Source organism: Streptomyces sp. NPDC020801, from assembly GCF_044334385.1.
Taxonomy (GTDB): domain Bacteria; phylum Actinomycetota; class Actinomycetes; order Streptomycetales; family Streptomycetaceae; genus Streptomyces.
In genome coordinates this window covers 211952-232719 of record NZ_JBIRST010000013.1, presented here as the reverse complement: position 1 = coordinate 232719, position 20768 = coordinate 211952, and the positions used below count along the sequence as shown (strand labels likewise).

The window sequence follows — 20768 nt, the reverse complement described above, 5'->3', positions numbered from 1 at the left end:
GCGTGGTAGATGCGCCGGCCGTCCATGTGGGGCTCGGGCTCGGACTCGTACTTCCAGTCGTAGAAGCGGCTGCCGATCGGGTAGGTCAGCGCCGCGGGCATGTGGATGAAGACGTCCCAGGGGTAGTCGGACCGTCCCGCCTCCAGGACCAGTACCCGGTTGGCCGGGTCGGCCGAGAGCCGGTTGGCCAGTGCGCTGCCGGCCGATCCACCGCCGACGATCACGAAGTCGTAGTGCAGGGAAGCCATGGTGCCTCGTCTCGCTCGCTCGCGCCGTCGATACGCGAGGCATGCTAATACGGGTATCGCCATACGCACCAGGTTGCGAACAACGCAACTTGCAAGCTCCTTGTTTCATCACGGTTACTTGCAAGAACGTTGTTTACTCCGCGTATAGTTTCTCTATGAGCAACTTCAGTCCGGATACCGAAACGAGCGGTTCACAGGCCGGCGGGGTGCAGTCCGTCGACCGGGCCATCAGCGTCCTCGAGATCCTGGCCCAGCGCGGCGAGGCGGGCGTGAGCGAGGTGGCCGCCGAGATCGATGTTCACAAGTCCACCGCGTTCCGGCTGCTCGGCGCCCTGGAGGCGCGCGGCCTGGTGGAGCAGGCGGGCGAGCGCGGCAAGTACCGCCTCGGCTTTGGCATTGTACGCCTGGCCGGTGCCGTCACGGCACGCCTCGACATCACACAGCAGGGCCGGCCGGTCTGCGAGCGTCTCGCCGAAGAGATCGGCGAGACGGTGAACATCGCCGTGATGCAGGAGCACTACGCGATCAACCTCTACCAGGTGCGCGGCCCGGCGGCCGTCGCCGCGCACAACTGGGTCGGCGAGCTGACCCCGCTGCACGCCACCTCCAGCGGCAAGATCCTGCTCGCCAACCTGCCGGCCAAGGAGCGCGCGGCGCTGCTGTCGGAGTCCGGCCTGAAGAAGGTGACCCCCCACACCCTGACGGCCAGGGCGAAGCTCGAGAAGAACCTCGCCGAGGCCCGGGAGCGGGGCTACGCCTTCACGCTGGAGGAACTGGAGATCGGTCTGCACGCCATGGCCGCACCGGTCCGCGACCGGGACGGCGCGGTGATCGCCGCGATCAGCGCCTCCGGGCCTTCGTACCGGTTCACCGAGGAGCGTATGCACGAGCTCGCCCCGGTACTCCTCAAGGGCGCGGAGGAGATCAGTCACCGCATGGGCTACCTCGGCTGAACGGCCCGCGCGTGCTCCGGACGCAGGACCCTCCGGAGCGCGGGCCGCGGGCGCACCGCCCGGGTCACTCCGGCTGCCGGGTACCGAGGCGCTCGTGGACCCAGTCGTGGAAGGCGCCGATGTGGTGCTCGCTGGGCACGAGCACACCGCCCTTGGCGTACAGCCGGGAGCTCATGCCGGGCTGGGTGCGTTCGCAGGCCTCGAAGTCCTGGCGGTTGACCCGGTCGAAGAGCTCCACGGACCGGCTGACGTCCTTGCCGCTCTCCACCACACCGGGCAGATAGAGCCAGTCGCACTCGACGATCGTGCGGTCGACGGCCACCGGGTACATACGGTGGAAGATCACATGATCGGGCACGAGGTTGATGAAGACCTGCGGCTTGACGGTGATCGCGTAGTAGCGGCGGTCCTGGTCCTCGGACACCCCGGGGATGCGGTCCAGCCCCTCGGAGCCGTCGACGGTGAAGCCCTGGATCTCCTCGCCGAACTCGGCGCCGTGCCCCACGTAGTACTGGGCGGCGTAGCCGTCGGCGAACTCGGGCAGCACCTCGGTGAGTTCGGGGTGGATCGTGGCGCAGTGGTAGCACTCCATGAAGTTCTCGATGATGAGCTTCCAGTTCGCCTTCACGTCGTAGACGATCCGCTTGCCCACCTCGAGGTTGTCGACGTCGTAGTGCTCGATCGACTCCACGTCGCCGAGGCGGGTGATCACCTCGCCGATGACGTCCTCCTCGAAGGAGGGCGGGTTCTCCGCCAGGCAGACCCAGACGTAGCCGAGCCACTCGCGGACGGCCACGCCCACCAGGCCGTACTCGGTGCGGCCGACGTCGGGCATCTTGGTGAGGTTGGGCGCGGCGACGAGCTTGCCGTCGAGGTCGTAGGTCCAGGCGTGGTACGGGCACTGGAAGGCGCGCTTGACCTCGCCGGTCTCCTCCGTGCAGAGCTTGGCTCCGCGGTGCCGGCAGACATTGAGGTAGGCCCGGATCGAGTTGTCGCGGGCCCGGGTGACGAGGATGCTCTCGCGGCCCACGTCGACGGTGCGGAAGGCGCCGGGCTTCGGCAGGTCGGAGGCGCGGGCGGCGCAGAACCACATCGTCTCGAAGATGCGCTCCTGCTCCTGGGCGAAGATGCCCGGATCCGTGTAGGAGGAGCCGGGGAGGGTGGCGATCAGGCTCTCCGGCAGGTTTGTCGAGGTCACGCTGCACTCCTCGGGAAACGTCGTGGATCGGTCATTCACCCGCCGGGAAGAGCGACTTCTGACGGCGTTGGGTATCGAGCGTTGGCGCTGTCAGGGCGCGGCGGCGATGAGCTGTTTGCGCCGGCGGGTGAACAGCCGGGGCTGGTTCATCCCCAGTACGGCGACCGGCCGGCCGGCGTGCCGGTAGACGGCCAGGAAGCTGCGGTCGTCGGTGGTGCCCTCTTCGACCGTCACGCTGTCGGCGCCGGTGACGTGGCCGGCGAACTGGATCTTCACGCCGTACTGGTCGGACCAGAAGTACGGCGGCCTGGGCACGCCCGGTTCCGTGGCGCCGTGGGCGAGCAGAGCGGCCACGGCGGCGTCGGGGCGTTCCACGGCGCCGGTCCAGTGCTCGACGCCGCGGTGCGTGCCGGTGTGCGGGTCGTACCAGTTGGCGCAGTCCCCGACGGCGACGACTCCGGCCAGGCTGGTGCGGCCGCCGGCGCCGCACTTCACGCCGTTGCCGAGTTCGACGCCGGATCCCTCCAGCCGTCCGCTCCGGGCCAGTTCGTCCCGCAGGGCGCGGGCGTCGTCCAGGGTGCGCAGCACATGCACGCCGGCCAGGCCGTCGGTGCCGGGCAGCGTGCGCGCGGCGGCACCGGTCGCCACGATCACGCCGTCGGCCCGGATCGCCCGGCCGTCGGCGAGCCGGATCGCCCGCTCGGTGCGGTCGAGTCCGGTGGCCCGGGTGCCGAGCACCCACTCCGCCGCCAGGTCCTCGTCGTCCCGCTCCAGTGCCAGATCCGCTTCGCCGATGGCACCGGACAGGAACTCCTTGGACAGTGGCGGCCTGTCGTGCGGGCGGTGCGGCTCGTCGCCGATGACGACCAGCCGACCGTCGTACCCCCGTTTCCGCAGCGAGCGTGCGGCCGACGGACCGGCCGGCGAGGCGCCCACCACGGCCACGGCCCTCACGCGGGGCCTCCGGCCAGGCGGGAGGCGACACAGGGCGGCAGGTTGGGAGCCTCCGTGGACAGCCGCACGTAGACGATGCCGTCCTCGACGACGACCTCGTGCGTACGGACCGGGAGCTTGGCCGGAGGGGCGTCGACGGCACCGGTCCTCAGGTCGAACCTGGAAGCGTGCAGCGGGCATTCGACCTCGCAGCCCTCCAGCCAGCCGTCGGCGAGCGAGGCGTCCTGGTGGGTGCAGGTGTCGTCGATGGCGAAGAGCTCGCCGTCATCGGTGTGGAACACCGAGACCGGCGGGTCGATGTCGAGGCGGTGGGCCTCGCCTCGCGGCAGATCCGCGAGACGGCACGCGGGAATCATCATGACACCTCGGTGCGTATAGCGAAACGGATTGCGATTGACGCAACGCTAGTCTGCGGGCCCCGCTGAACCCTTGTCAAGGCGTCCAAGGGCCACGGTGAAGCGGTTCCGACAGCGGTTCTCCGCGCATGCCGGAGTGCCTCGTACAACGCGGTTGAACAGGGAGAACGAGCGCTGGGCAGGGAACGGCGGCGCACAGGGCACCGGCACCGGCACCGGGGCGAGGCCGCCGCCGGGCGGTCAGAAGCCGGGCGTGGCCCGGGGTGTGCAGCACGGTCAGCCGGGCGCCCGCGACCGTGACGGTCTGCCCGTCGGTGAGCTCACCGTCCGGCGTCCGGTCGGGGTGGGTCTGCTTCCACAGCGGCAGGTCGTCGGCGTGCAGCAGGATCGGGGCGCCGGTGCGGGCGGCCAGGTCCGGTGCGGCGTCGATGTGGTCGTTGTGGGCGTGGGTGCACAGGATCGCGCGCAGGACGCGCCCGCCGAGAGCCTCGGCGACGGCGTCGGCGTCATGGGCGGCGTCGATGACGACCGCCTCGCTGTCGTCACAGCGCCGGGGACAGCTCGGTCCCGTCGGTGAGGGTCATCGGTTGCTTCGCGTTGTGTGTGCTGAAGCAGTACCAGGGCCGGCCCCGCAGACACGCCCGGCACTGGCCGCACACCGCACGCCAGTTGAGGATCACGAAGTCACCGGGCGCCACGTCCGTGCCCCCCTCGCCGACCGACTCCATCACACCCGCCGCCTCATGGCCCAGCAGGAAGGGGAAGTCGTCACCGATGCCGCCTTCGCGGTAGTGCAGACCAGTGCGGCAGACCCCGCAGGCCTCGATCCCGACCAGCGCTTCACCCGGTCCGGGGTCGGGCACGACGATCGTTTCCAGGCTGACGGGGGCGCCCTTGCCCCGCGCAACGACAGCACGGACCTGGTGAGTCATGGCCACTCCTCGGCTGGTACGAGATCTGAGCGAATTGTTGCTCATTGCGGCACGCATCTCATGTGTCGCAACACAGCATCGTGGAGCGCCGCGCGACGGTCAAGGATCCGCGTACGTCGGAATCGAGCGACCGCTCCCCCAGCGAGGTACCGAGCGGCGGCCGTGCGACCGTTCGGCGGTTTCACCGGTCGCGCCGCCCCGGACCCTCCCTGGCCGTCAAGGTGGACGCGGCGGGCGAGCGGCGGGAGGCAGCGGCGGGGCTCCGTGGCGCCGTATGGCGTGGACCCGTCAAAGCCGGGCTGCAATCCCCAGCCATCTCCCAGCGGCTCCGCGGGCGGCGGAACCAGTGCAGGTGGGCCAACGCGCGCTCGACGATCCAGCATTCGGTGTCGGGTCCGGAGCCGTGGCCGGTGCCCCGGCGGGCGAGCTGTGGCTTCACACCGAGATCCCAGACCGGACGGCGGTACCCGTCATGGTCGTAGCCGCGGTCGCCCAGGACCACGGTGGAGTGGCGCCGGAGCCGGCCGCGCCTGCCCCGTACCGTTGGGGCTCAGCGGAGGCGCGGTGCGGAGAACACATGTGTCATGCCGGGGTGGGCAGTTGAAGCGGAACGGCAGATCATCTGGTCGCAGCGGCGGCCGGGCTCACGAGTACTCCGCCCACGGACAGGCCCTCACCTGCATGGACGGAGTCTCCGGCATGCGCAGGGCTACTTCAGCCCGATGGCCGCGCAGTCGGCCGCGTAGGCCGCGGTGCAGATCTGCCGGACGGTGTAGACGCCGTCCGTGATCACCGTCTTCTCGATGTTGTCCTTCGTGAGGCTGACCACGGGCACGTGCATCGCGGGGATGTTCTTCTGCGTCGGGCTGTCGACCCTGTCGCGAGTAAGCGCGTCGAATGCGATGTCACGGCCCTGGACCTTGTCCACCGCCATCTGCGCGGCGTTGGTGGCCTCGTCCAGGAACGACTTGTACACGGTCATGTACTGCTCCCCCGCGACGATCCGCTGCACGGCGTCCAGGTTCGCGTCCTGCCCGGTCACCGGTGGGATCGACTTCGCGCCCGCCTCCTTCAGCGCGTCGATGACGGCACCTGCCATACCGTCGTTCGCCGAGTAGACGGCGGCGATGTTGCCCAGCCCGATCGACCGGATCGCCTGCTTCATGTGCGCCTTGGCGACCGCGGGCGACCACTTGTCGGTGTCGTACTGCCTGACGATGTCGACCTTTCCCTGGAGTTCGCCGAGCGCGCCCTGCTTGAACTGTGCGGTGTTCGGGTCGGCGGGATCCCCGTTCATCATGACGACTTTGCCGCCCGACGCCTTCGCGGCGAGTGCCTCGGTGATCGCACGGCCCTGTACCTGGCCGACGAGCTCGTTGTCGTGGGAGACGTACGCGTCGATCGGGCCCTGCGCAAGGCGGTCATACGCGATCACCGGTATGCCCGCGTCCTTGGACTTCCGCACGTCCGGCGCGATGCGCTTGGCGTCCACGGCGTCCACCAGGATGATGTCCACCTTCTTGTCAGCCACCATCTGCCGGAACTGCTGGCTCTGCTGGGCCACGCTCGCCTCGGCGTTGGCGTAGAGGACCTTGCCCTTGCCGTGGGTGAGCGAGGCGACCTCCTTCTTGATGATGGGGTAGTCGAACCTCTCGAAGCGTGCGGTGTCCCGGTCGGGCAGGAGCAGCCCCACCGTGATGTCGTCGCGCTTGGGGCCCGCGGAGCTGCCGCCCCCGCCGCCGATGCCGTCGAGAGCGCCGCACGCGGCGAGTGAAAGTGCGGAGGAGAAAACGGCCAGGGCTGTGACGGTACGGCGCACAGGGGCCCTGCGGGCGGTACAAGCGTTCATGTCAGGGGGCCTTCCGAACCAGGGAGCAACGTAGCGACCCGAATGGCCGATAGCAAAGCGACCAACGATGTGACACGTCAAGCTGTTGTCGTGACAAATTCACCGTCGGGTCCGGTTCAGGCCGTCTTGGCCAGGGTGCGTTCCGTGACGCCCCGGGTGTCCGAGTGGAACGTGACGAGGATCAAGCCCCGGACTCCCTCCCGCCTTCTCTCCATCCGGCGACGGGACATGTCCCGGGGGGAGTTCGGGGCCCAGTGGTTCGGGGAGCCGAACCGGATCTTCAAGCGCAAGGCAGTCCCGTCGCCGTCACCGGGCATGGCGGGAGCCCGCTCCCCGTGCAACTCGCCGAGTTCGCCCGGCTCCCCGGCATGCGGGGGCGTGCACGGCTCGCCGACCTCGCGGGGTCTGCCGACAGCAGGCCGCGCGCAGTCCAGGGAGTTGACGAAACGGCACGTACCCCGCAGCCAGGCAGGGAACGAGGGCGGAGGCCAGGCGTGAGCGCACGCCCGGCCGCCGACCAGCTGGAGCCCCTCGACGACCGGCGGGGTTGAACGCGGCGACTGCGAGCGGCCGGCGATGACGGCGGTGTGGGCGGCGTGGACGACCTGATCCAGGATCTGCCAGACGTCCCGGTCCCGGTCGGCGAGGTGACACCGCAACCACGCCGCCCAACTGCTGCCACGGGCCGCGGTGACGTCAGCCCTGATAGGGCCGGGTCTCGGGGCAACTCGGTGAGTGGTAGCTGCCGGACGCCCACATGGGAGCGTTGTTCACGTCGTAGATGACGAAGTTGCCGTCCGCCTGGACGACCGCGTGGTGTCCGCGGTTGGTGGTCGTCGGCGGTTCGGAAGCGCCAACGAGGCCACGGTCGTGGCCAGTGCGCGGGTCTTGCTGAATCGGGACATGTGGTTCCCCCTTCTGGTGCACGGGTGGAGCCGAGCCGGTGGTCGACGGTTGGGTGGCGTGTCTGGACCGCCCCCGACCCGGCCCGGCCTAACTGGTTCCGGTCGCCATGTGACGGCTTCCGGCCCGATCCAGAGAAGCCGGATGTCATGTTCGCGGTCGAATGATTCGACGACGCTCGAACGTCTGCAGCGGACGGTCCGCCGCCGCGGGGCTGGCGGGGCCAGCTGAGCGAGTGAAACCCGAAGCCCCCGGGCACGAGCGCGCCGACCTCTGACTTCCACACTCAGTGGGCCTTCACCGCCCTCGCGTTCCGCCGCCCCACACAGCGACGATCCGAGGCGGTCCGGTCACTTCCCCTGGGCAGCCGTCCGAAGATCCGCCGCAGCGTTCAGCTGCCGGCCCATCGACGCTCCACAATCTTTCCGGGGTTGCCGCTGCGGCGGGTGCTGCTGCTGCGCACTGGACATCTAGTCTCTGCGCAGATAATCTATGGATACATCATCCAGTCGAGGAGGCCTCTCATGTGGGAGTACGAGCACAGCATCGAGACCAGCGCCACCCCCGAGGCGATCTGGCGGCTCTGGGCCGATGTTCCGAACTGGGGCACCTGGAACGCCGAGATCGAGAAGATCGAGATCAGTGGCCCCTTCGCGGCGGGAGCACAGATAGCGATGACGCCGCCCGGGGACGACGCGATACTGCTGCACGTCGCCGAAGCCGTCGAGGGCGAACTCTTCGTCGACGAGGCCCGCTTCGGCGACCTGCTGCTGCGCACCATCCACCGGATCGACCGGATCGACGAGGACCGGATCCGGGTGGTGTACCGCATGGAGATCACCGGCACCGGCGCGGACGAGGCCGGCCCGCAGATCGGCCCGGGCATCACCGCCGACTGGCCCGACACCATGGCCTCACTGGTCCGGCTGGCTCTGCGCTGATGCCCCTCAGCCCCGGCGACAGCCCCGGATTCCTGCTGTGGCACGCCACACTGCGATGGCAGCGCGACATCGCCACAGCCCTCGCCCCCCTCGGTCTCACCCACGTGCAGTTCGTACTGCTTGCCTGCGCCTGGTGGCTCAACACCCAGGGCGAGCACCCCAACCAGTTGGCCCTCGCCCGCCAAGCCGGCACCGACGTCAAGATGACCTCCCAGGTGGTACGCACCCTGGAACACAAGGGACTCATCGAGCGTGAGGTCGACCCGGCCGACACCCGCGCAAAACGACTGCGCGTCACCGACACCGGCGCCGACCTGGCCCCGCGCGCGATTGCAGCGGTTGAGCGCGTCGACGCGCTGTTCTTCCAGCCCGTGCCCATCGACGATGCGATAGCCCTGCTCGGTCGCCTGGCTCATCCCGAATCCTGAAACGCCCTCACCGACAATCGCAGGCCACCGAACCCGAACCCGCCGGTCGGTGGCATCTGCAACTGGCCGGCCCTAAGGGCCCCATGGAAACGGCCGCCTTCCTCTCTCGCCTGTCACATCCGCGGTGCACGTCGCGCTGACCGCCTCGCAGCGTCACCGGTTGAAGAAGATGGCCTACGGGGCCGGTTCGCCGCCGACGGCCTGCCGGCTCTCGCCGGCCGCAGGCGCGCGGGGCCACTTCACAACGTCATTGAATCCGTGACCGCCTGGAGCCACTCATGGCCGTTTTGCCGGGGCCGCCGACAGTAGCCGCAGCCACCGGGAGCGGAGCCCGTCCCCCGACGTGACCCGGCGGACTCCCGCCGACCACCGAGTGTGCAGCGCCGAAGGCCGTGGCCCACGACCTGCCATCGCTGTGGCTCGTACAGCGGTCGAGTGGTGGTGCAAATCACCTGAGACCAGCGTGCATCTGAGTGAAATCCCCGGGTGTTGCGGCGCCGTGGAGCACGGAGGGCCGCGAGCCGCGGGGAGCATGGCTCCACTGGCCCGGTCAGCCGTCCGGGCCACCACCGACGGTGTGGAGCTGTGATGAGGCGCACCTGCCTGGCTGCTGTTGCATGGACCGCTGCCGTCGTGGCGCTCGCCGCCGGCACGAGTGGCTGCTCCAGCGGCGGCGGTTCGTCGGCGGCCTCGCCGTCAGCGACGCCGCCGAGCGGGGCCGTGAGCAGTGCGCCCGGCTACAGCCAAAGCCCGTCCGCACCGGCGAGCAGCGCCTCGGCCGGTGCGCCGGCCGTGGTCAAGACCGCCAAGGCCGGCAAGCTCGGCACGATCCTGGTCGACGCCGAGGGCCACACCCTGTACCTGTTCGAGGCGGACAAGTCGACGGAGTCGACCTGCAACGGTGCGTGCGCCGCGGCCTGGCCACCACTGCTTACGTCCGGTAACCCGACGGCGGGCGACTCGGCCCAGTCCGGACTGCTGGGCACGACGAAACGGTCCGACGGCAAGATGCAGGTCACCTATCACGGGCATCCGCTCTACGGGTATGCCGGAGACGCCAAGCCCGGCGACACGAACGGTGAGGGCCTCAATCAGTTCGGTGCCGCCTGGTATGTGATCGACGCCAGCGGCCAGAAGGTGGATTTGAGCTGACCCCCGCCGAATCCGCAGCCGGACGGCGGTCGCGACGATGACCACAGACCACCGTACTGTCGGGCGGCGGTCTGCCGGGGGCGCCGCCGCGCTGGTGCTGGGCGCCGCCGTGGCCGTGGCGGTGGCGATCTGGGTTACCGGGCGTCACCACAGCCCCCAATTCGGGATGGGTCTGTTCGGCGCCCACGGCACCGACGCGGTCGACCTCAAGGCTCGTCTGGGAAGCGCCCTGTTCGGCCTTGCGCTCGTCCAGCTCCTGCTGGCTTTGTGGATGTACGACCGTCTTCCCGGCCTCGCAGCCGCGCCTCGCACGGTGCGCACCGGACACCGTGTGCTGGGATGGGTCGCCATCCTGCTGTCGCTGCCCATCGCGTACCACTGTGTCAGCACCTACGGCGTGGAGACCACGAGCACGCGAGTCTTCCTGCACTCGGTTGCCGGCTGCGCGCTGTACGGCGCGTTCGTCGCCAAGGTGCTCGTGGTGCGCAGCCGCCGCCTGCCGGGCTGGATGCTCCCGGTCGCAGGCAGCCTCATCGCCTGCGCCATCGGACTGCTCTGGTACTCCGGCGCGCTGTGGGCCCTCAATGGATTCGATGCTCCCGGGCTTTGACCTGTGCCCCGGCCTGAAATCCAGGGATTCCGGCCTGACTCCTCCGGCTCTGCCGGGGGCTTCCTGCTTCAACGCGCTGTGCCGGAACCTTCGTCCTGGCCGGTGCCGCAGGCGCCGCATGTCCACTCCCGGACGTGCATGGCGGGAAGACACGGTCCACCCTGGCGAAGGTGCGGCCGTGCTCGACCGCTTTGCACTCCAGCATGCCGACGAACGCGGACCATCGCCGTGTCGTGCACGGACTTGGCGAGCCGAGTGCGGCCGAGGCCGGACACCGCGAGGTCTCGGAAGGCGCTCGGGTTTCCTCTCCGCCCGGCGCAGGAGGCGGGTGCTGCCGATCTCCCGGCCGTCGGACAGGACCGCGAAGGCGGACAGCGAGGTCGATAGCGGACTCCGCCTCCGCCTGCAGGATGATGTCCGGCCCGGTGTCCACGACGAAGCTGAGGAAGTACCGGCCGCAGACCGCGTCGGTCGACGCCGTTGCGGAGAAGCGCGTCGATCTGATGATCGGGGTTCTGGTCGGCCGTCGAAGTGCGGCAGTAGCCAAGAAGCATTGTCGGAAACTCGGCTGGTCAAGGTATCGGGGTGCACGGGGCCCAGGATGCGGGTGCGGTCCTCCAGGGTCTGCCGGAGCAGGCGTATTGCCTCGGCCGGCTCTCCCATTCCGAACAAGGCATTGCCCAGGTTGTTGCGGCTGGTCAAGGTATCGGGGTGCCCGGGACCCAGCATGCGGGTCTCGACGTCGAGGACCCGTTCATGCAGCAGGCGCGCCGCACCGAAAGCGCCAGCCTTCTGCAGCACCTGCGCCAGGGCGTTGAGAGTGGTGCGGTGGTGTGTGGCGGTGCGCGGGTCCGCGTAGTCGAGCAGCAGCGGCAGGTGGGGGGCGAGGAGCACGGCTGCAGGCCAACCAGCGCGCCCGCGCTGGTTGGCCCCGTGCACGGCCGTGGTCAGCCGCTCGGCAAGGGCCTGGTGCCACACGGCGAGATCGGAGGTCTCGGCCGTGAGGGCGACAGCGTTGATCTCTCGGATCAGGGGATGCAGCACCGCCTGCGCCCCCTCACTGCTGCCCGACGCCGGGCCGGTGCTGCCGGGAGAGTGGGGCAGGCCGAGGAGACCGTAGCGGTGCAGGCCGGCGAACGCGGCCTCCCGGGCCACCGCGCTGACGTCGTGTCCGGTGACGACGGATAGTGTCCGGTGACGACGGATAGCAGGTCCGGGGTGATCAGGGACAGTGGGACGGGGGCCTGAGCCAGCAGGGCCAGCAGTCGCAACACAGGGCGGGCCAAAGCGTTGCCCTCCCCGGCGAGCTGATCCAAGGACACCTCCCAGGTGTGCCGCACCACGGCGCGGGCGACGTGCGGATGGGAGGCATTCGGGTGCGCCGCTCCCAACAAGAACCGCAGTTCCTGTTCCAGGGCATGGTGGTAGGCGGCAAAGGTGCGGTAGCGGCTGGTGGGTCCGGCCAGATAGGTGCCGGCCGCGTGCAACGCCAATGGCAGCCCGCCCAGTCGCGCCGCCAGCTCCCGGGCCTGCTCGGCGGTGCCGGCTGCGGGAGCAGCGTCCAGCAGGACCTGCCCCGCAGGCCGCACCGGCAGTGGCTCCAGTGGCACCAGCTGTGCGCACGGACCCCAGGTCTGCTCGCTGCCATCCCGGCTGGTCACCACCAGCAGGCCCCGGCCGTGAGGACGGATCCAGCCGCGATAGTCGGCCACCGGCTCCCCTGCCGGGCCGATCTCGTGCGGCTCGTCGGCGTTGTCCACCACCAGCAGCCACCGCCGCACCCGGCCCAACTGTCGCCAGACCACATCCGGCAGACTCGCCTGCCCCGCTCGCGCGGCCTCCAGCTCTGCCTCTGGCAGGCCGCAGGCCAGCGCCGCCTGCACCATCTGCTGCGCCAGCTCGGCACCGTCGCGCCAGCGCACCCAAAACACTCGCCAGCCCGCCGCCTCGGCCTGGGTGGCCAGTTGCGCGGCCACCGTTGTCTTGCCCATCCCGCCGACCGCGCACAGCACCGCGAACCGGCCTTGTGGCCGCCGAAGCATGCCTGCCAGCACGGCGAGTTCGCCCTCACGCCCCCGCACGCGCTGAACATGCGGGGGGCGTAACGAAGCCTGCTGGCCTCGGGCCAGTCGGCTCACCGGTGCCGGCCGCGCCGGGGGCCTTGCTGCGGCATCCAGATGCCGACCCCACAGCAACAGCCCGATGCTGACCGCCACCGGCACGGCGAACACCGGTCAGATCACCCACGCCTGCGCCGCCCAGCCAGGCACCGCCGCACTGGCGTAGTTGGTCACCGGCCCCAGCACAGCCGCCACCACTGCGGCTGCTCCCGCTACCGCCGACCCGGCCCACGCACCCCGTCTACGCCCCATGGTCTGCCACCCCCGTCCACCGACACCAGGATGCTCCCGCCTGGATCACGTCCATGGAAGGTTGCGGGTGGTCACGACGCGGGCGGCGGTGTTGCTCCGGTTCAGCGGTCGGATGCCGAGCCTGCTGCTTGAACGCCGTCATCCGCCGCCCGGCGCGGCCCGGGCACCAGGGCAGGCAGCAGGTCGAGCCGCTTGTCCATGTCGAGGCCGGTGGTGCCGTACGGGTTGATGTTCGGCCAGAACAGCGTAGTCAGTCCTCGCCGGTCCTCGTCGCACAGCTTCTTCGCCCAGGCCGGTTCGGCGAGGACCTGCTGCAACAGCAGGGTGTTGACGTGCACCAGGGCGGACTGGAGTAGGTGCAGCGCGAGCATCGAGGTCTCGGCGTGTTCCTTGTCCGGGCCGGTCAGGGCGCCGTCCTTGCCGTAGTGCAGGACGGTGTTCGCGCTGTTCCAGTTCTCCACGACCTGGAGCCCGCCGTGGATCTCGCGGCGCAGGCCGGAGCTGGCGAGGTAGTCGCACGCGAAGGTCGTGCGTACGGCGCGGCCGAGTTCTTCGAGCGCAGAGTAGGTGTAGTGCTTGGGTCCGCCGCGGGTGAAGCGCCGCAGCACCTGCTCGGCCTCGGCGGTGCCCAGGCGCAGGGCGGTGGCGTACTTGACCATCTGGTCGTACTGCTGCTCGATCAGGTCCCACTTGATGGCCCGGGTCAGGGAGGCGCCGAGCGCCGACCACCCGGGCGGGTCGTCGTCCGGGCGGTACAGGCGGATGCTGCCGATGTTCTTCAACCGGGGCAGCAGCCGGAAGTTGAGCAGCTCAGTGAAGGCGAACCCCACCACGCTCGCGCCGTGCGTGTTGAGGTAGTTGGACTCGATCTCGGCGTCCGTGCAGTGCCGCAGCAGGCCCTCGATCATCGCCGCAACCTCAGCCGGTGCCCCATTGTGGTGGCGAGGGCGGTTACTGCGCTTCGGGTCCAGGAGTACTGGGCCCGTGTACGCGCCACCGGGCTGTCGCAGGCAGGGTAGCCGAACGATCCGGTGGTGGTCTGCTGGGCGATGAGGTAGGTGAGGGCGTCCTGGGTGATGCGGTGCCGGGCCCATCCGGTCTGGGCGAGGGTGCGGATGCCGGTGGCGAGTTGGCCGAGGTGGTAGGTCTCTCTGGCTTCGCGCAGGGAGGCAGCGGACTGGAGAAGGTAGGCACGCTGCTCGCGTGGTGTGGTCTGCCGGGGGATGACCGCGGCAGCCGATGGGCTGAGGAGGCCGAGGCTGATCAGCCGGTGCACGCCATCGGCGACGTCGGCAGGGATGGTGTCGAGTGAGCTGACCACCTCGGCTGTGGATCTGAGGAAGTCTTCCAGGGACGGGCAGCTGAGTCCCGCTGCGCGCAGTGCCAGGGCGAACTCCCCCGCTACTTCCACACCCTGTTCCTGCCAGAGGTCCCCGGGCGCGTCGGCGAGGTGTGCTGCGTAGTGCTCGAGGGCCGGCCTGGCGAGCTGGTGTTCCTGGACTGCGGCAGCGCCGACAGCGGCGGCAGCGACTCCGGCAAGTCCCACGCGCGGATCCTGCGCCAGGCTCTCGTCGCACAGCCACACCACAGCACCCCGCAGGGGCGCCCTCAGAGGTACCTCCGCAGTCGGCGGGTTCGGGCGTGGTCTGGTGAGGCGCCGGGGGCTTCGCTGGAGCAGGCCGGCCAGGGCGGTGACGATGGTGGTGTGGTAGCCCTCCGCCCAATGCCGGAAGGCGTCATCCCCGCTGTCCAGTCCGGGGTGGATGATGCCTTCGGGGCCGTTGACCCGTCCGTTGTCCTCCTGGACGGATTCCAGGAATGCCCAGGCCCGTTCTGCCGCTTCGGAGTCGTTGACACCGAGGCAGTAGAGACAGCAAAGGAGCTCCCCGACGAGGTCGGCGTTGGCACGGGCTTCGGCCAGCACGAGGAGTGCTTCGAGGACTTCGGCGGCTCCGCCGGGACTGTAGCCGCGGGGCCATACGGGCTCGCGCCGGCCGAAGTCCGTGGCGTAGAAGATGGTGTGGGTGATGGCGTAGATGTCGCGGTCGGCCAGCTTGAGGACGTCCGGGCGCCGGCAAAGGAGGGTGAACGGCAGAACCGTGTCCATGGCCGGCAGGTCGTGTTCGATGCCGCACAGGTACAGGGTGTGGAGCAGGTCCAGCTGCCGGTAGGGAACCCTTTCGAAAACCGCGGCGTACCCGCCGTCCACTGATTGCTGGATGATGCGCCTGAATTCCGGGTCCTCCCGGCCGCACAGGCGCAGCGCTGCGTACGTTCCGGCGTACAGCAGGAGGGCTGTCTCGTCCCGCGCAATCATTTCCCGGTACGAGGGCTGACTGGCGACGTCCTCGACCTGTTCAAGAATGGCCGCATAGTCACCGTCGAGGGGAGCATCGTCGAGTCGGGCACGCAACCCCGCCAGAAAAGCTGTCTCGATCAATGCCTTTCGGGTGAACAGCACGGTGTCCGGCTGCGCGTTGCGTGGGTCCAGCATGGCCCGGCGCGCAGCGAGCCAGGCAACCGCCCGGTCCTCCACCGCGCGCCTTCGAGATGACCGGACGCCGGGTTCTGCTGTTTCCACCGTGATCCTCCCGGCAGTCACCTTGTTCGGTTCCAGCGGTTCAGCTGTCTGCGGGCGCGGAGACGTCCGCTACCTCGTTGGCGACGACCAGAACGTAGCGCTCCCAGGCCAGCACATAGCCTGCGACATCGTCCAACTGGCTGACCTGGCCGACCACGCGCTCCAGGGGAACACTGAGATCGACCAGACCACTGGTCCTGAGGAAATCCAGCGCTTTACGCGCATCAACCGACGGCGGACAGGACATGACGAACCTCCTGCTCGAAGTGCAGCATTTCCCCTCTACTATCTTCTCATTGGTCATGACAGCGGAATACTCAAGCGGTAACTCATACAGTCACATTTACCGGTCGACTCTCTCATGGTCGTGAGAAATTCGGCTCTGCCGGGGGTGGGCGTCGCCGCCGGGCGCTACCGGTCCGAGTAGCGGACCGAGCTGTCCAGGTGAGTGGAGGTTGCCGCCCATGAAGTCGCCCGCTCTTTTGGGGAACTGAGGTGCAGTCAACAGTTCATGCCCGGGTCTTGGAAAGTCCCGGTGGGCAGGACGGCCATGACGGGCCCGGCTGTTTCAGGCGCGATCACTCGGGGACGGCGCGTCGAGGGAGGCTGTCGCGCTGCGTCACCGGTCGCGGGCCAGGATGTGTGTCATGGGCTGGTGTCCCGCGGGCTGACGGGACACAAGCCCATGCCGATGGTGTGTGGTACCGAGGTGTCGGATCAGGCCGGCGGCAGAGTCCACTTCTGCGCCGTTGTGCCGTTGCACGTATAGATCTGCAGTCGGGTGCCCTCCGTCGTCGATGAGTTGGGATCGTCCAGGCAGAGACCGGAGTTGGTGTTCTTCAGGCTGCCGTCCGTGCCCGCCTGCCACTTCTGGGCGCCGGTGCCGTTGCAGCTGTAGAGCTGCACGAGGGTGCCGTTGGTCGTTCCGCTGTCCGGCACGTCGAGGCACTTGCCGAGAGTGCGCAGGCTGCCGTCGGAGGCGATCGACCAGTCCTGAGCGTAGGTGCCGTTGCAGCTCCACAGCCGGATCGCTGTGTGATCGGCGGTGCCGGAGTTGTCGTCGTCCATGCACAGCGCGGAGTTCACGCCTGCGGTGACGGGACCTACGCGTGGCTTCGGCGGTGTGCCGGCGTCACCGGGATAGGAGGGCGGGGCGGCAGCGGCGCCCGCTGCCCAGTTCACGTTCGGGCTGGTTCCGAGCGTGTAGGTGAGCGTGCCTCCGGAGGTGATCGCGGTCGTCGGCGCGTAGGCGTTGTTCCACGCGGAGCCGTTGAACGTAGCGGACTGGACGTAGGGGGCGTTGTCCGCCGCGCCGTTGCCGTTGACCGTCAGGGTCTTGCCGGACGGCAGCGTGATCACTGCTTGGGAGAACAGGGGCGAGCCGAGGGCGAGATCGGACGTTCCCGGGGTCATCGGGTACATCCCGAGCGCCGACCACACGTACCAGGCACTCATCGCGCCGAGGTCGTCATTGCCGTCGGCGAGGCCGGCTGGGCTGTTCGACCAGATCTGGTCCTGGATCGAGCGCACGGTCCCCTGAGTCTTGTAGGGCTCGCCGATGTAGTCGTACTCCCAGGGCAGTTCGATGCTGGGCTCGTTGCCGACCCACGCGTAGCCGTTGGCGCCCGTGTAGCTGCGCAGCACGGTGTCGAGGTAGTCGTTCATCGCCTTGTTGCCGCCCTTGGCGGTGGCGAGCCCGGCGACGTCGAAAGGCACCATGCCTGAGTAGATCCACGAGTCGGCCTCGACCATGTCCGAGCCGCTGGTGGGATCGAATCCGCCGGTCCAGGAGCCGTCGGCATTGCGGGGCTGGACGAAACCGGAAGCCGGATTCACCACATTGCGCCAGTCCTGCGCGCGATGGGCGTAGGTCTGCCGGCTCCGGCTGTCGCCGAGGGCTCCGGCGAAGGCGGAGAGGGCGAAGTCCGCGGTGTTGTACTCCAGTGTCGTGGCCGCCGGGCCGTAGAAGTTGCAGCAGCCGTAGCTGCCGTCGTGGGGTTCGTAGCCGGGGTTGTCTAGGTAGTTGAGTCCCGGCCGGTCGTTGTTGGCGGTGCTCGCCTGTTTCAGCAGTCCGGACAGCGCCTTCGAGGTGTCGAAGTCGTGGGCACCGAAGGCGTAGTAGTCGGCGATGATCGCGGCCGCCGGGTCACCGACCATGACGTAGGACTCGCCGTTGTTCTCCGACCACTTGGGGAAGATGCCGGTCTGGGCGTAGTCGTCGGTCATCGACTGGGCGGTGTCGGAGGCGACCTGCGGGCTGACCAGTGCCTCGAGCTGCGCCTGGGAACGGTAGATGTCCCAGCCCGAGTAGTTGGCGTAGGCGGCGCTGTGCCCGGCGTCGACGGTGTGCGTCCTGCCGTCGAAGCCGTAGTACTGGCCGTTGGTGTCGCTGATGACGTTCGGGTGCAGCAGTGAGTGGTAGAGCGCCGTGTAGAAGCTCTTCTGCTGGTCCGAAGTGCCGCCGGCGATCCGGATCTTGCCCAGTGCCGTGTCCCAGGCCTGGTGCGCGGCGGTCCGGATGCCGTCGAAGTTCCATCCGGTGTTCTCCGCGTCACGGTTGGCCGTCGCGTTCGCCACGGAGACGTACGAGATGCCGACCTTGGCCTGAACGACCGGGTTCGCCGTCGTGTCGAACGTGACGTGCGCATTCGATGCGGCGCTCACCGCGGCCGAGGCGTGTGGTGTCACCGGGTGAGCGGTGGGCTTCGGCATGGCGCCGTGCAGTTGCGGTTTGTTCGGCTGCTCGGGAGCGTTCTTGTCGGCACGTCCGGCGGACGGTGCAGGTGGGCTCGCCCGGTGGGCGAGCGAGCTGCCGCTGGAGATGAAAGGCCGGTCGAAGACCATGTCGAAGTGGACGGTGTAGGTGTTTCCGGCGCCGCAGAACCGTCCGCTGGTGACCTGCCCGCTGACTTCGGTGTTGGAGACGACATTGAACTGGGTCGCGCCGGCGCCGTTCTGGCTGCCGGTCAGCTTGAGGATCAGGTTGGCCTGGGAGGAGGCGGGAAAGGTGAAGCGCGCCATGCCACTGCGCGTGGTGGTGGTGAGTTCGGTGGTCACCCTGTTGTCGAGGGCGACCTTGTACGACCCGGGTGAGGCGGACTCGTCGGCGTGCGAGAAGGAGTCCATGGCGCCGTTGTTGACAGCCCCGACCGTGGGCAGCACCGGCACGTCACCGGCGGCCCCGCAGCCCGGTCCCGCGATATGGGTGAGGCTGAACCCCGAGATCGAGGAGTCCTTGTACTCGTACCCGCCGCCGGGCGGCCGGGACGATGTGTCGGGCCCCCATTGCACCATGCCGAAGGGGACGTCCGCGCCGGGGAAGTCGTTGGCGTCGTTGGACGTGCCGATGAAGGGGTTGACCAGATCCGCCGGGGACGACACGAGGTGCGCCGGCCGCTCGGACACCTGGGGCGTCGCCCAGGCGATGGGAGCGGGTAAGGCGTACGAGCCCAGGAGAGCGGCACCAGCGCCGGCACCCAGGACGGCGCGGATCCGGAGGCTGCTTGGCGGGCGTCTGCGCGGGCCGCGTCGGCGGCCGGCGGACGGAAACGGGTACATCGATCTGCCTCCTGCGCGGGTGATGGGGGATGCCTTCGGGAGCGCGCCGGGCCGAAGAGGGTAAGGGCAACGGCTCGGTGGCAGGACGCTTCGAGGCAGGCGGACGGTCGGGCGGCGACAACGTTGTCCCGAGACAGCTGAAACTCACTCAAGATTCACCGCCAACTAGCCTGACAACGTTGTCCACGGGTGACCGGATTCGTCAACCTGCTACCTGCCGTGGGGACTTCGAACACTTCGATGCGAAGCACTGCCGCAACGTAGCCAGGGGTCGTGCTCACGTCAATACTGGGTCGGAGATCGCTCCGCCCGGTCAACCTGACGCGGAAGACGACAGCGCCCAGCCACTGCACACCCACCAGCACAGACACCGTTGTACTGGCGAGAGGTGCGGGCCCGGGTGCGGCGCGGTCAGGACGGGTTCCACTGCCGGCCGGCCCCGCCGTTGCAGTCCCACAGCGGGCCGGGGCCCCGAGGGCGAGCACGGGTTCCCCATGGGCAGTGGCACGCGGGGTGGGTGGTCGGCATCGCGTCGGACGGCCAGGAGCGGCCCGTCAGCGGGGCTTGAGGCGCATCTCGCGGGGGCTCACTCCGAAGCGGCGGCGGAAGGCCGTGCTCATCGCGCTGGCCGAGGAGAAGCCCGAGGCGTGGGCCAGATCCGTGATCGTCATGTGCACGCAGTCGGCACACTGAAGGCGGTCGCGGACCAGGCGCAGGCGCTCCTCCCGGATCAGGTCGCGCGGGGTGGTGCCGACGCGTTGCAGGGCCAGCTGGATCTGGCGCAGCGACCAGCCCAGGGCGTGGGCCATCGAGGTGCCGGTCAGCTTCGGGTCGGCCGCCTGGTCGCGGGCGTAGCGGCGCACCATCGCCTCCACCTCGGACAGATGCCCGGGGGCGTCGGGTCGGTCGTCGCCGCAGAGCAGCATGCACAGCAGTTCGACGATACGGTCGGAGACAGCGTCGAACTGGGGGTCGGTGAGGGCGTAGCGCTGCGCGTGCAGGTCGTTCAGCATGGAGGCGACGACACGTCCCAGCCCCTTCGTCAGGTCAACCCCGCCGGCCACCGGCGACTTCCGGTTCAGCGGACCGTCGATCTCGCGGGCGGGAATCGTGAGGATGAACGCCCGCGTGGACGCCGCCTGCAGACACTCGAACGGTGCCCCGAAGGTCACCAGGGCGCCGGCTCCCGGGGAGAGCCGCGCCTCCTCGTCGCTCTGGCGCAGCACGATCCGCCCGTCGAGCGGCAACAGGAAGCGGTAATCCCCGTCGGGACCCTGCCGGACCTGTTGGGCGGTCCGGGTGTACTCGATCTCGTCCGACCAGAACCGGACGAGCTGGTACTTGTCGGTGCGCTGACGGTCCGTCCCGCCGCAGAAGTTGTCCGTGCGCGCGTATCGGTACCCCATCCGGGACTGGTAGGACCCGATGTGTTCGCTCCAGAAGTCGACCCGCCGACCCGGATCCACTTCACCCGTGGTCTGCGACTCCACGACGTAACGTCCCGCGGGCAACGCATCCCCTCCGCTGCAACGTGTCCCGACGGCCGGAAGAACAGCCGTGGGCACGCGTGTGCTCACGGTCTGTCACTCGAGTCAGACTAGGGCAGCAACCGGTTTCCCTGCGGGGCTCGGGAGTTGCTTGGCATATGCCGAAGGTAAGAAGGTGACCCGGCCTCCTCATGCCGTCCCACGCAGCTGCCGTCCCACGCAGCGTTTGCGCCCCACGGAAACTTC

Annotated in this window: 16 protein-coding genes and 4 pseudogenes; 5 read left to right on the top strand and 15 right to left on the bottom strand. The window is 69.1% G+C overall.

Going from position 1 to position 20768, the window contains the following annotated elements; translation table 11 throughout:
* Positions 1-248 (bottom strand): annotated as a pseudogene (locus tag ACH4UM_RS26390) (choline dehydrogenase); the annotation flags it as partial.
* A 155-nt stretch (positions 249-403) separates the two neighbouring features.
* Between ACH4UM_RS26390 and ACH4UM_RS26385 the strand changes: the two are divergent.
* The gene (locus ACH4UM_RS26385) at positions 404-1201 is read left to right on the top strand and encodes an IclR family transcriptional regulator (protein ID WP_398184052.1); all 798 of its coding nucleotides are present in this window, start codon (positions 404-406) and stop codon (positions 1199-1201) included.
* A 64-nt stretch (positions 1202-1265) separates the two neighbouring features.
* Here the strand turns inward: ACH4UM_RS26385 and ACH4UM_RS26380 are convergent, their stop codons facing one another.
* From ACH4UM_RS26380 to ACH4UM_RS26350, 7 genes and pseudogenes are all read right to left on the bottom strand, one after another.
* A complete protein-coding gene (locus ACH4UM_RS26380; RefSeq protein ID WP_398184049.1) occupies positions 1266-2399 on the bottom strand; it encodes an aromatic ring-hydroxylating dioxygenase subunit alpha in 1134 nt (377 codons plus the stop codon).
* Between the two features lie 90 nt (positions 2400-2489).
* A complete protein-coding gene (locus tag ACH4UM_RS26375) occupies positions 2490-3353 on the bottom strand; it encodes an NAD(P)/FAD-dependent oxidoreductase (protein ID WP_398184046.1) in 864 nt (287 codons plus the stop codon).
* Positions 3350-3712 carry a bifunctional 3-phenylpropionate/cinnamic acid dioxygenase ferredoxin subunit gene (locus ACH4UM_RS26370; protein ID WP_398184043.1) on the bottom strand — a complete coding sequence of 121 codons (363 nt, stop codon included), beginning with the start codon at positions 3710-3712 and terminating at the stop codon, positions 3350-3352. The genes ACH4UM_RS26375 and ACH4UM_RS26370 overlap by 4 nt, the downstream gene beginning before the upstream one ends.
* 247 nt (positions 3713-3959) lie before the next feature.
* Positions 3960-4253, bottom strand: a pseudogene (locus ACH4UM_RS26365) (MBL fold metallo-hydrolase); the annotation flags it as partial.
* A 1-nt stretch (position 4254) separates the two neighbouring features.
* Positions 4255-4641, bottom strand: a pseudogene (locus tag ACH4UM_RS26360) (alcohol dehydrogenase catalytic domain-containing protein); the annotation flags it as partial.
* Positions 4642-5350: 709 nt separating this feature from the next.
* Positions 5351-6490, bottom strand: coding sequence for a sugar ABC transporter substrate-binding protein (locus ACH4UM_RS26355; protein ID WP_398184040.1), 1140 nt, complete (start codon positions 6488-6490; stop codon positions 5351-5353).
* Between the two features lie 116 nt (positions 6491-6606).
* Positions 6607-7149, bottom strand: coding sequence for a hypothetical protein (locus tag ACH4UM_RS26350; protein ID WP_398184037.1), 543 nt, complete (start codon positions 7147-7149; stop codon positions 6607-6609).
* A 768-nt stretch (positions 7150-7917) separates the two neighbouring features.
* Here ACH4UM_RS26350 and ACH4UM_RS26345 point away from each other — a divergent pair.
* The 4 genes from ACH4UM_RS26345 to ACH4UM_RS26330 all read left to right on the top strand — a co-directional run bounded on the left by ACH4UM_RS26345 (position 7918) and on the right by ACH4UM_RS26330 (position 10524).
* Positions 7918-8334 (top strand): polyketide cyclase, encoded by a 417-nt coding sequence (locus ACH4UM_RS26345; protein WP_398184034.1) that lies wholly within the window; start codon positions 7918-7920, stop codon positions 8332-8334.
* Complete coding sequence (locus ACH4UM_RS26340) at positions 8334-8762, top strand: MarR family winged helix-turn-helix transcriptional regulator (protein ID WP_398184031.1); 429 nt, start codon at positions 8334-8336, stop codon at positions 8760-8762. Before ACH4UM_RS26345 ends, ACH4UM_RS26340 begins: the two co-directional genes overlap by 1 nt.
* Before the next feature lie 633 nt (positions 8763-9395).
* A complete protein-coding gene (locus tag ACH4UM_RS26335; RefSeq protein ID WP_398184028.1) occupies positions 9396-9914 on the top strand; it encodes a hypothetical protein in 519 nt (172 codons plus the stop codon).
* 37 nt (positions 9915-9951) lie between these two features.
* Entirely contained in the window at positions 9952-10524 is a 573-nt protein-coding gene (locus tag ACH4UM_RS26330) for a DUF6529 family protein (protein ID WP_398184025.1), read from the top strand.
* 591 nt (positions 10525-11115) lie between these two features.
* On the opposite strand, the pseudogene ACH4UM_RS26325 reads toward ACH4UM_RS26330, so the two are convergent.
* From ACH4UM_RS26325 to ACH4UM_RS26295, 7 genes and pseudogenes are all read right to left on the bottom strand, one after another.
* Positions 11116-11418 (bottom strand): annotated as a pseudogene (locus tag ACH4UM_RS26325) (tetratricopeptide repeat protein); the annotation flags it as partial.
* A gap of 134 nt (positions 11419-11552) precedes the next feature.
* Positions 11553-12755, bottom strand: a complete 1203-nt coding sequence (locus ACH4UM_RS26320; protein WP_398184022.1) for an AAA family ATPase — start codon at positions 12753-12755, stop codon at positions 11553-11555.
* 242 nt (positions 12756-12997) lie between these two features.
* The gene (locus ACH4UM_RS26315) at positions 12998-13804 is read right to left on the bottom strand and encodes a Tn3 family transposase (protein ID WP_398184019.1); all 807 of its coding nucleotides are present in this window, start codon (positions 13802-13804) and stop codon (positions 12998-13000) included.
* Positions 13801-15432, bottom strand: coding sequence for a DUF6895 family protein (locus ACH4UM_RS26310; RefSeq protein WP_398184067.1), 1632 nt, complete (start codon positions 15430-15432; stop codon positions 13801-13803). The genes ACH4UM_RS26315 and ACH4UM_RS26310 overlap by 4 nt, the downstream gene beginning before the upstream one ends.
* Before the next feature lie 85 nt (positions 15433-15517).
* A complete protein-coding gene (locus tag ACH4UM_RS26305; RefSeq protein ID WP_398184016.1) occupies positions 15518-15781 on the bottom strand; it encodes a hypothetical protein in 264 nt (87 codons plus the stop codon).
* Between the two features lie 413 nt (positions 15782-16194).
* A complete protein-coding gene (locus ACH4UM_RS26300; RefSeq protein WP_398184013.1) occupies positions 16195-18882 on the bottom strand; it encodes a lectin in 2688 nt (895 codons plus the stop codon).
* Positions 18883-19589: 707 nt separating this feature from the next.
* Entirely contained in the window at positions 19590-20546 is a 957-nt protein-coding gene (locus ACH4UM_RS26295) for an AraC family transcriptional regulator (RefSeq protein ID WP_398184010.1), read from the bottom strand.
* Positions 20547-20768 lie beyond the last annotated feature (222 nt).

Coding starts and splice junctions, on each gene's coding strand:
- ACH4UM_RS26385 (WP_398184052.1), top strand. CDS start 404: ATGAGCAACTTCAGTCCGGATACCGAAACGAGCGGTTCACAGGCCGGC.
- ACH4UM_RS26370 (WP_398184043.1), bottom strand. CDS start 3,712: ATGATGATTCCCGCGTGCCGTCTCGCGGATCTGCCGCGAGGCGAGGCC.
- ACH4UM_RS26355 (WP_398184040.1), bottom strand. CDS start 6,490: ATGAACGCTTGTACCGCCCGCAGGGCCCCTGTGCGCCGTACCGTCACA.
- ACH4UM_RS26345 (WP_398184034.1), top strand. CDS start 7,918: ATGTGGGAGTACGAGCACAGCATCGAGACCAGCGCCACCCCCGAGGCG.
- ACH4UM_RS26340 (WP_398184031.1), top strand. CDS start 8,334: ATGCCCCTCAGCCCCGGCGACAGCCCCGGATTCCTGCTGTGGCACGCC.
- ACH4UM_RS26330 (WP_398184025.1), top strand. CDS start 9,952: ATGACCACAGACCACCGTACTGTCGGGCGGCGGTCTGCCGGGGGCGCC.
- ACH4UM_RS26315 (WP_398184019.1), bottom strand. CDS start 13,804: ATGATCGAGGGCCTGCTGCGGCACTGCACGGACGCCGAGATCGAGTCC.
- ACH4UM_RS26305 (WP_398184016.1), bottom strand. CDS start 15,781: ATGACCAATGAGAAGATAGTAGAGGGGAAATGCTGCACTTCGAGCAGG.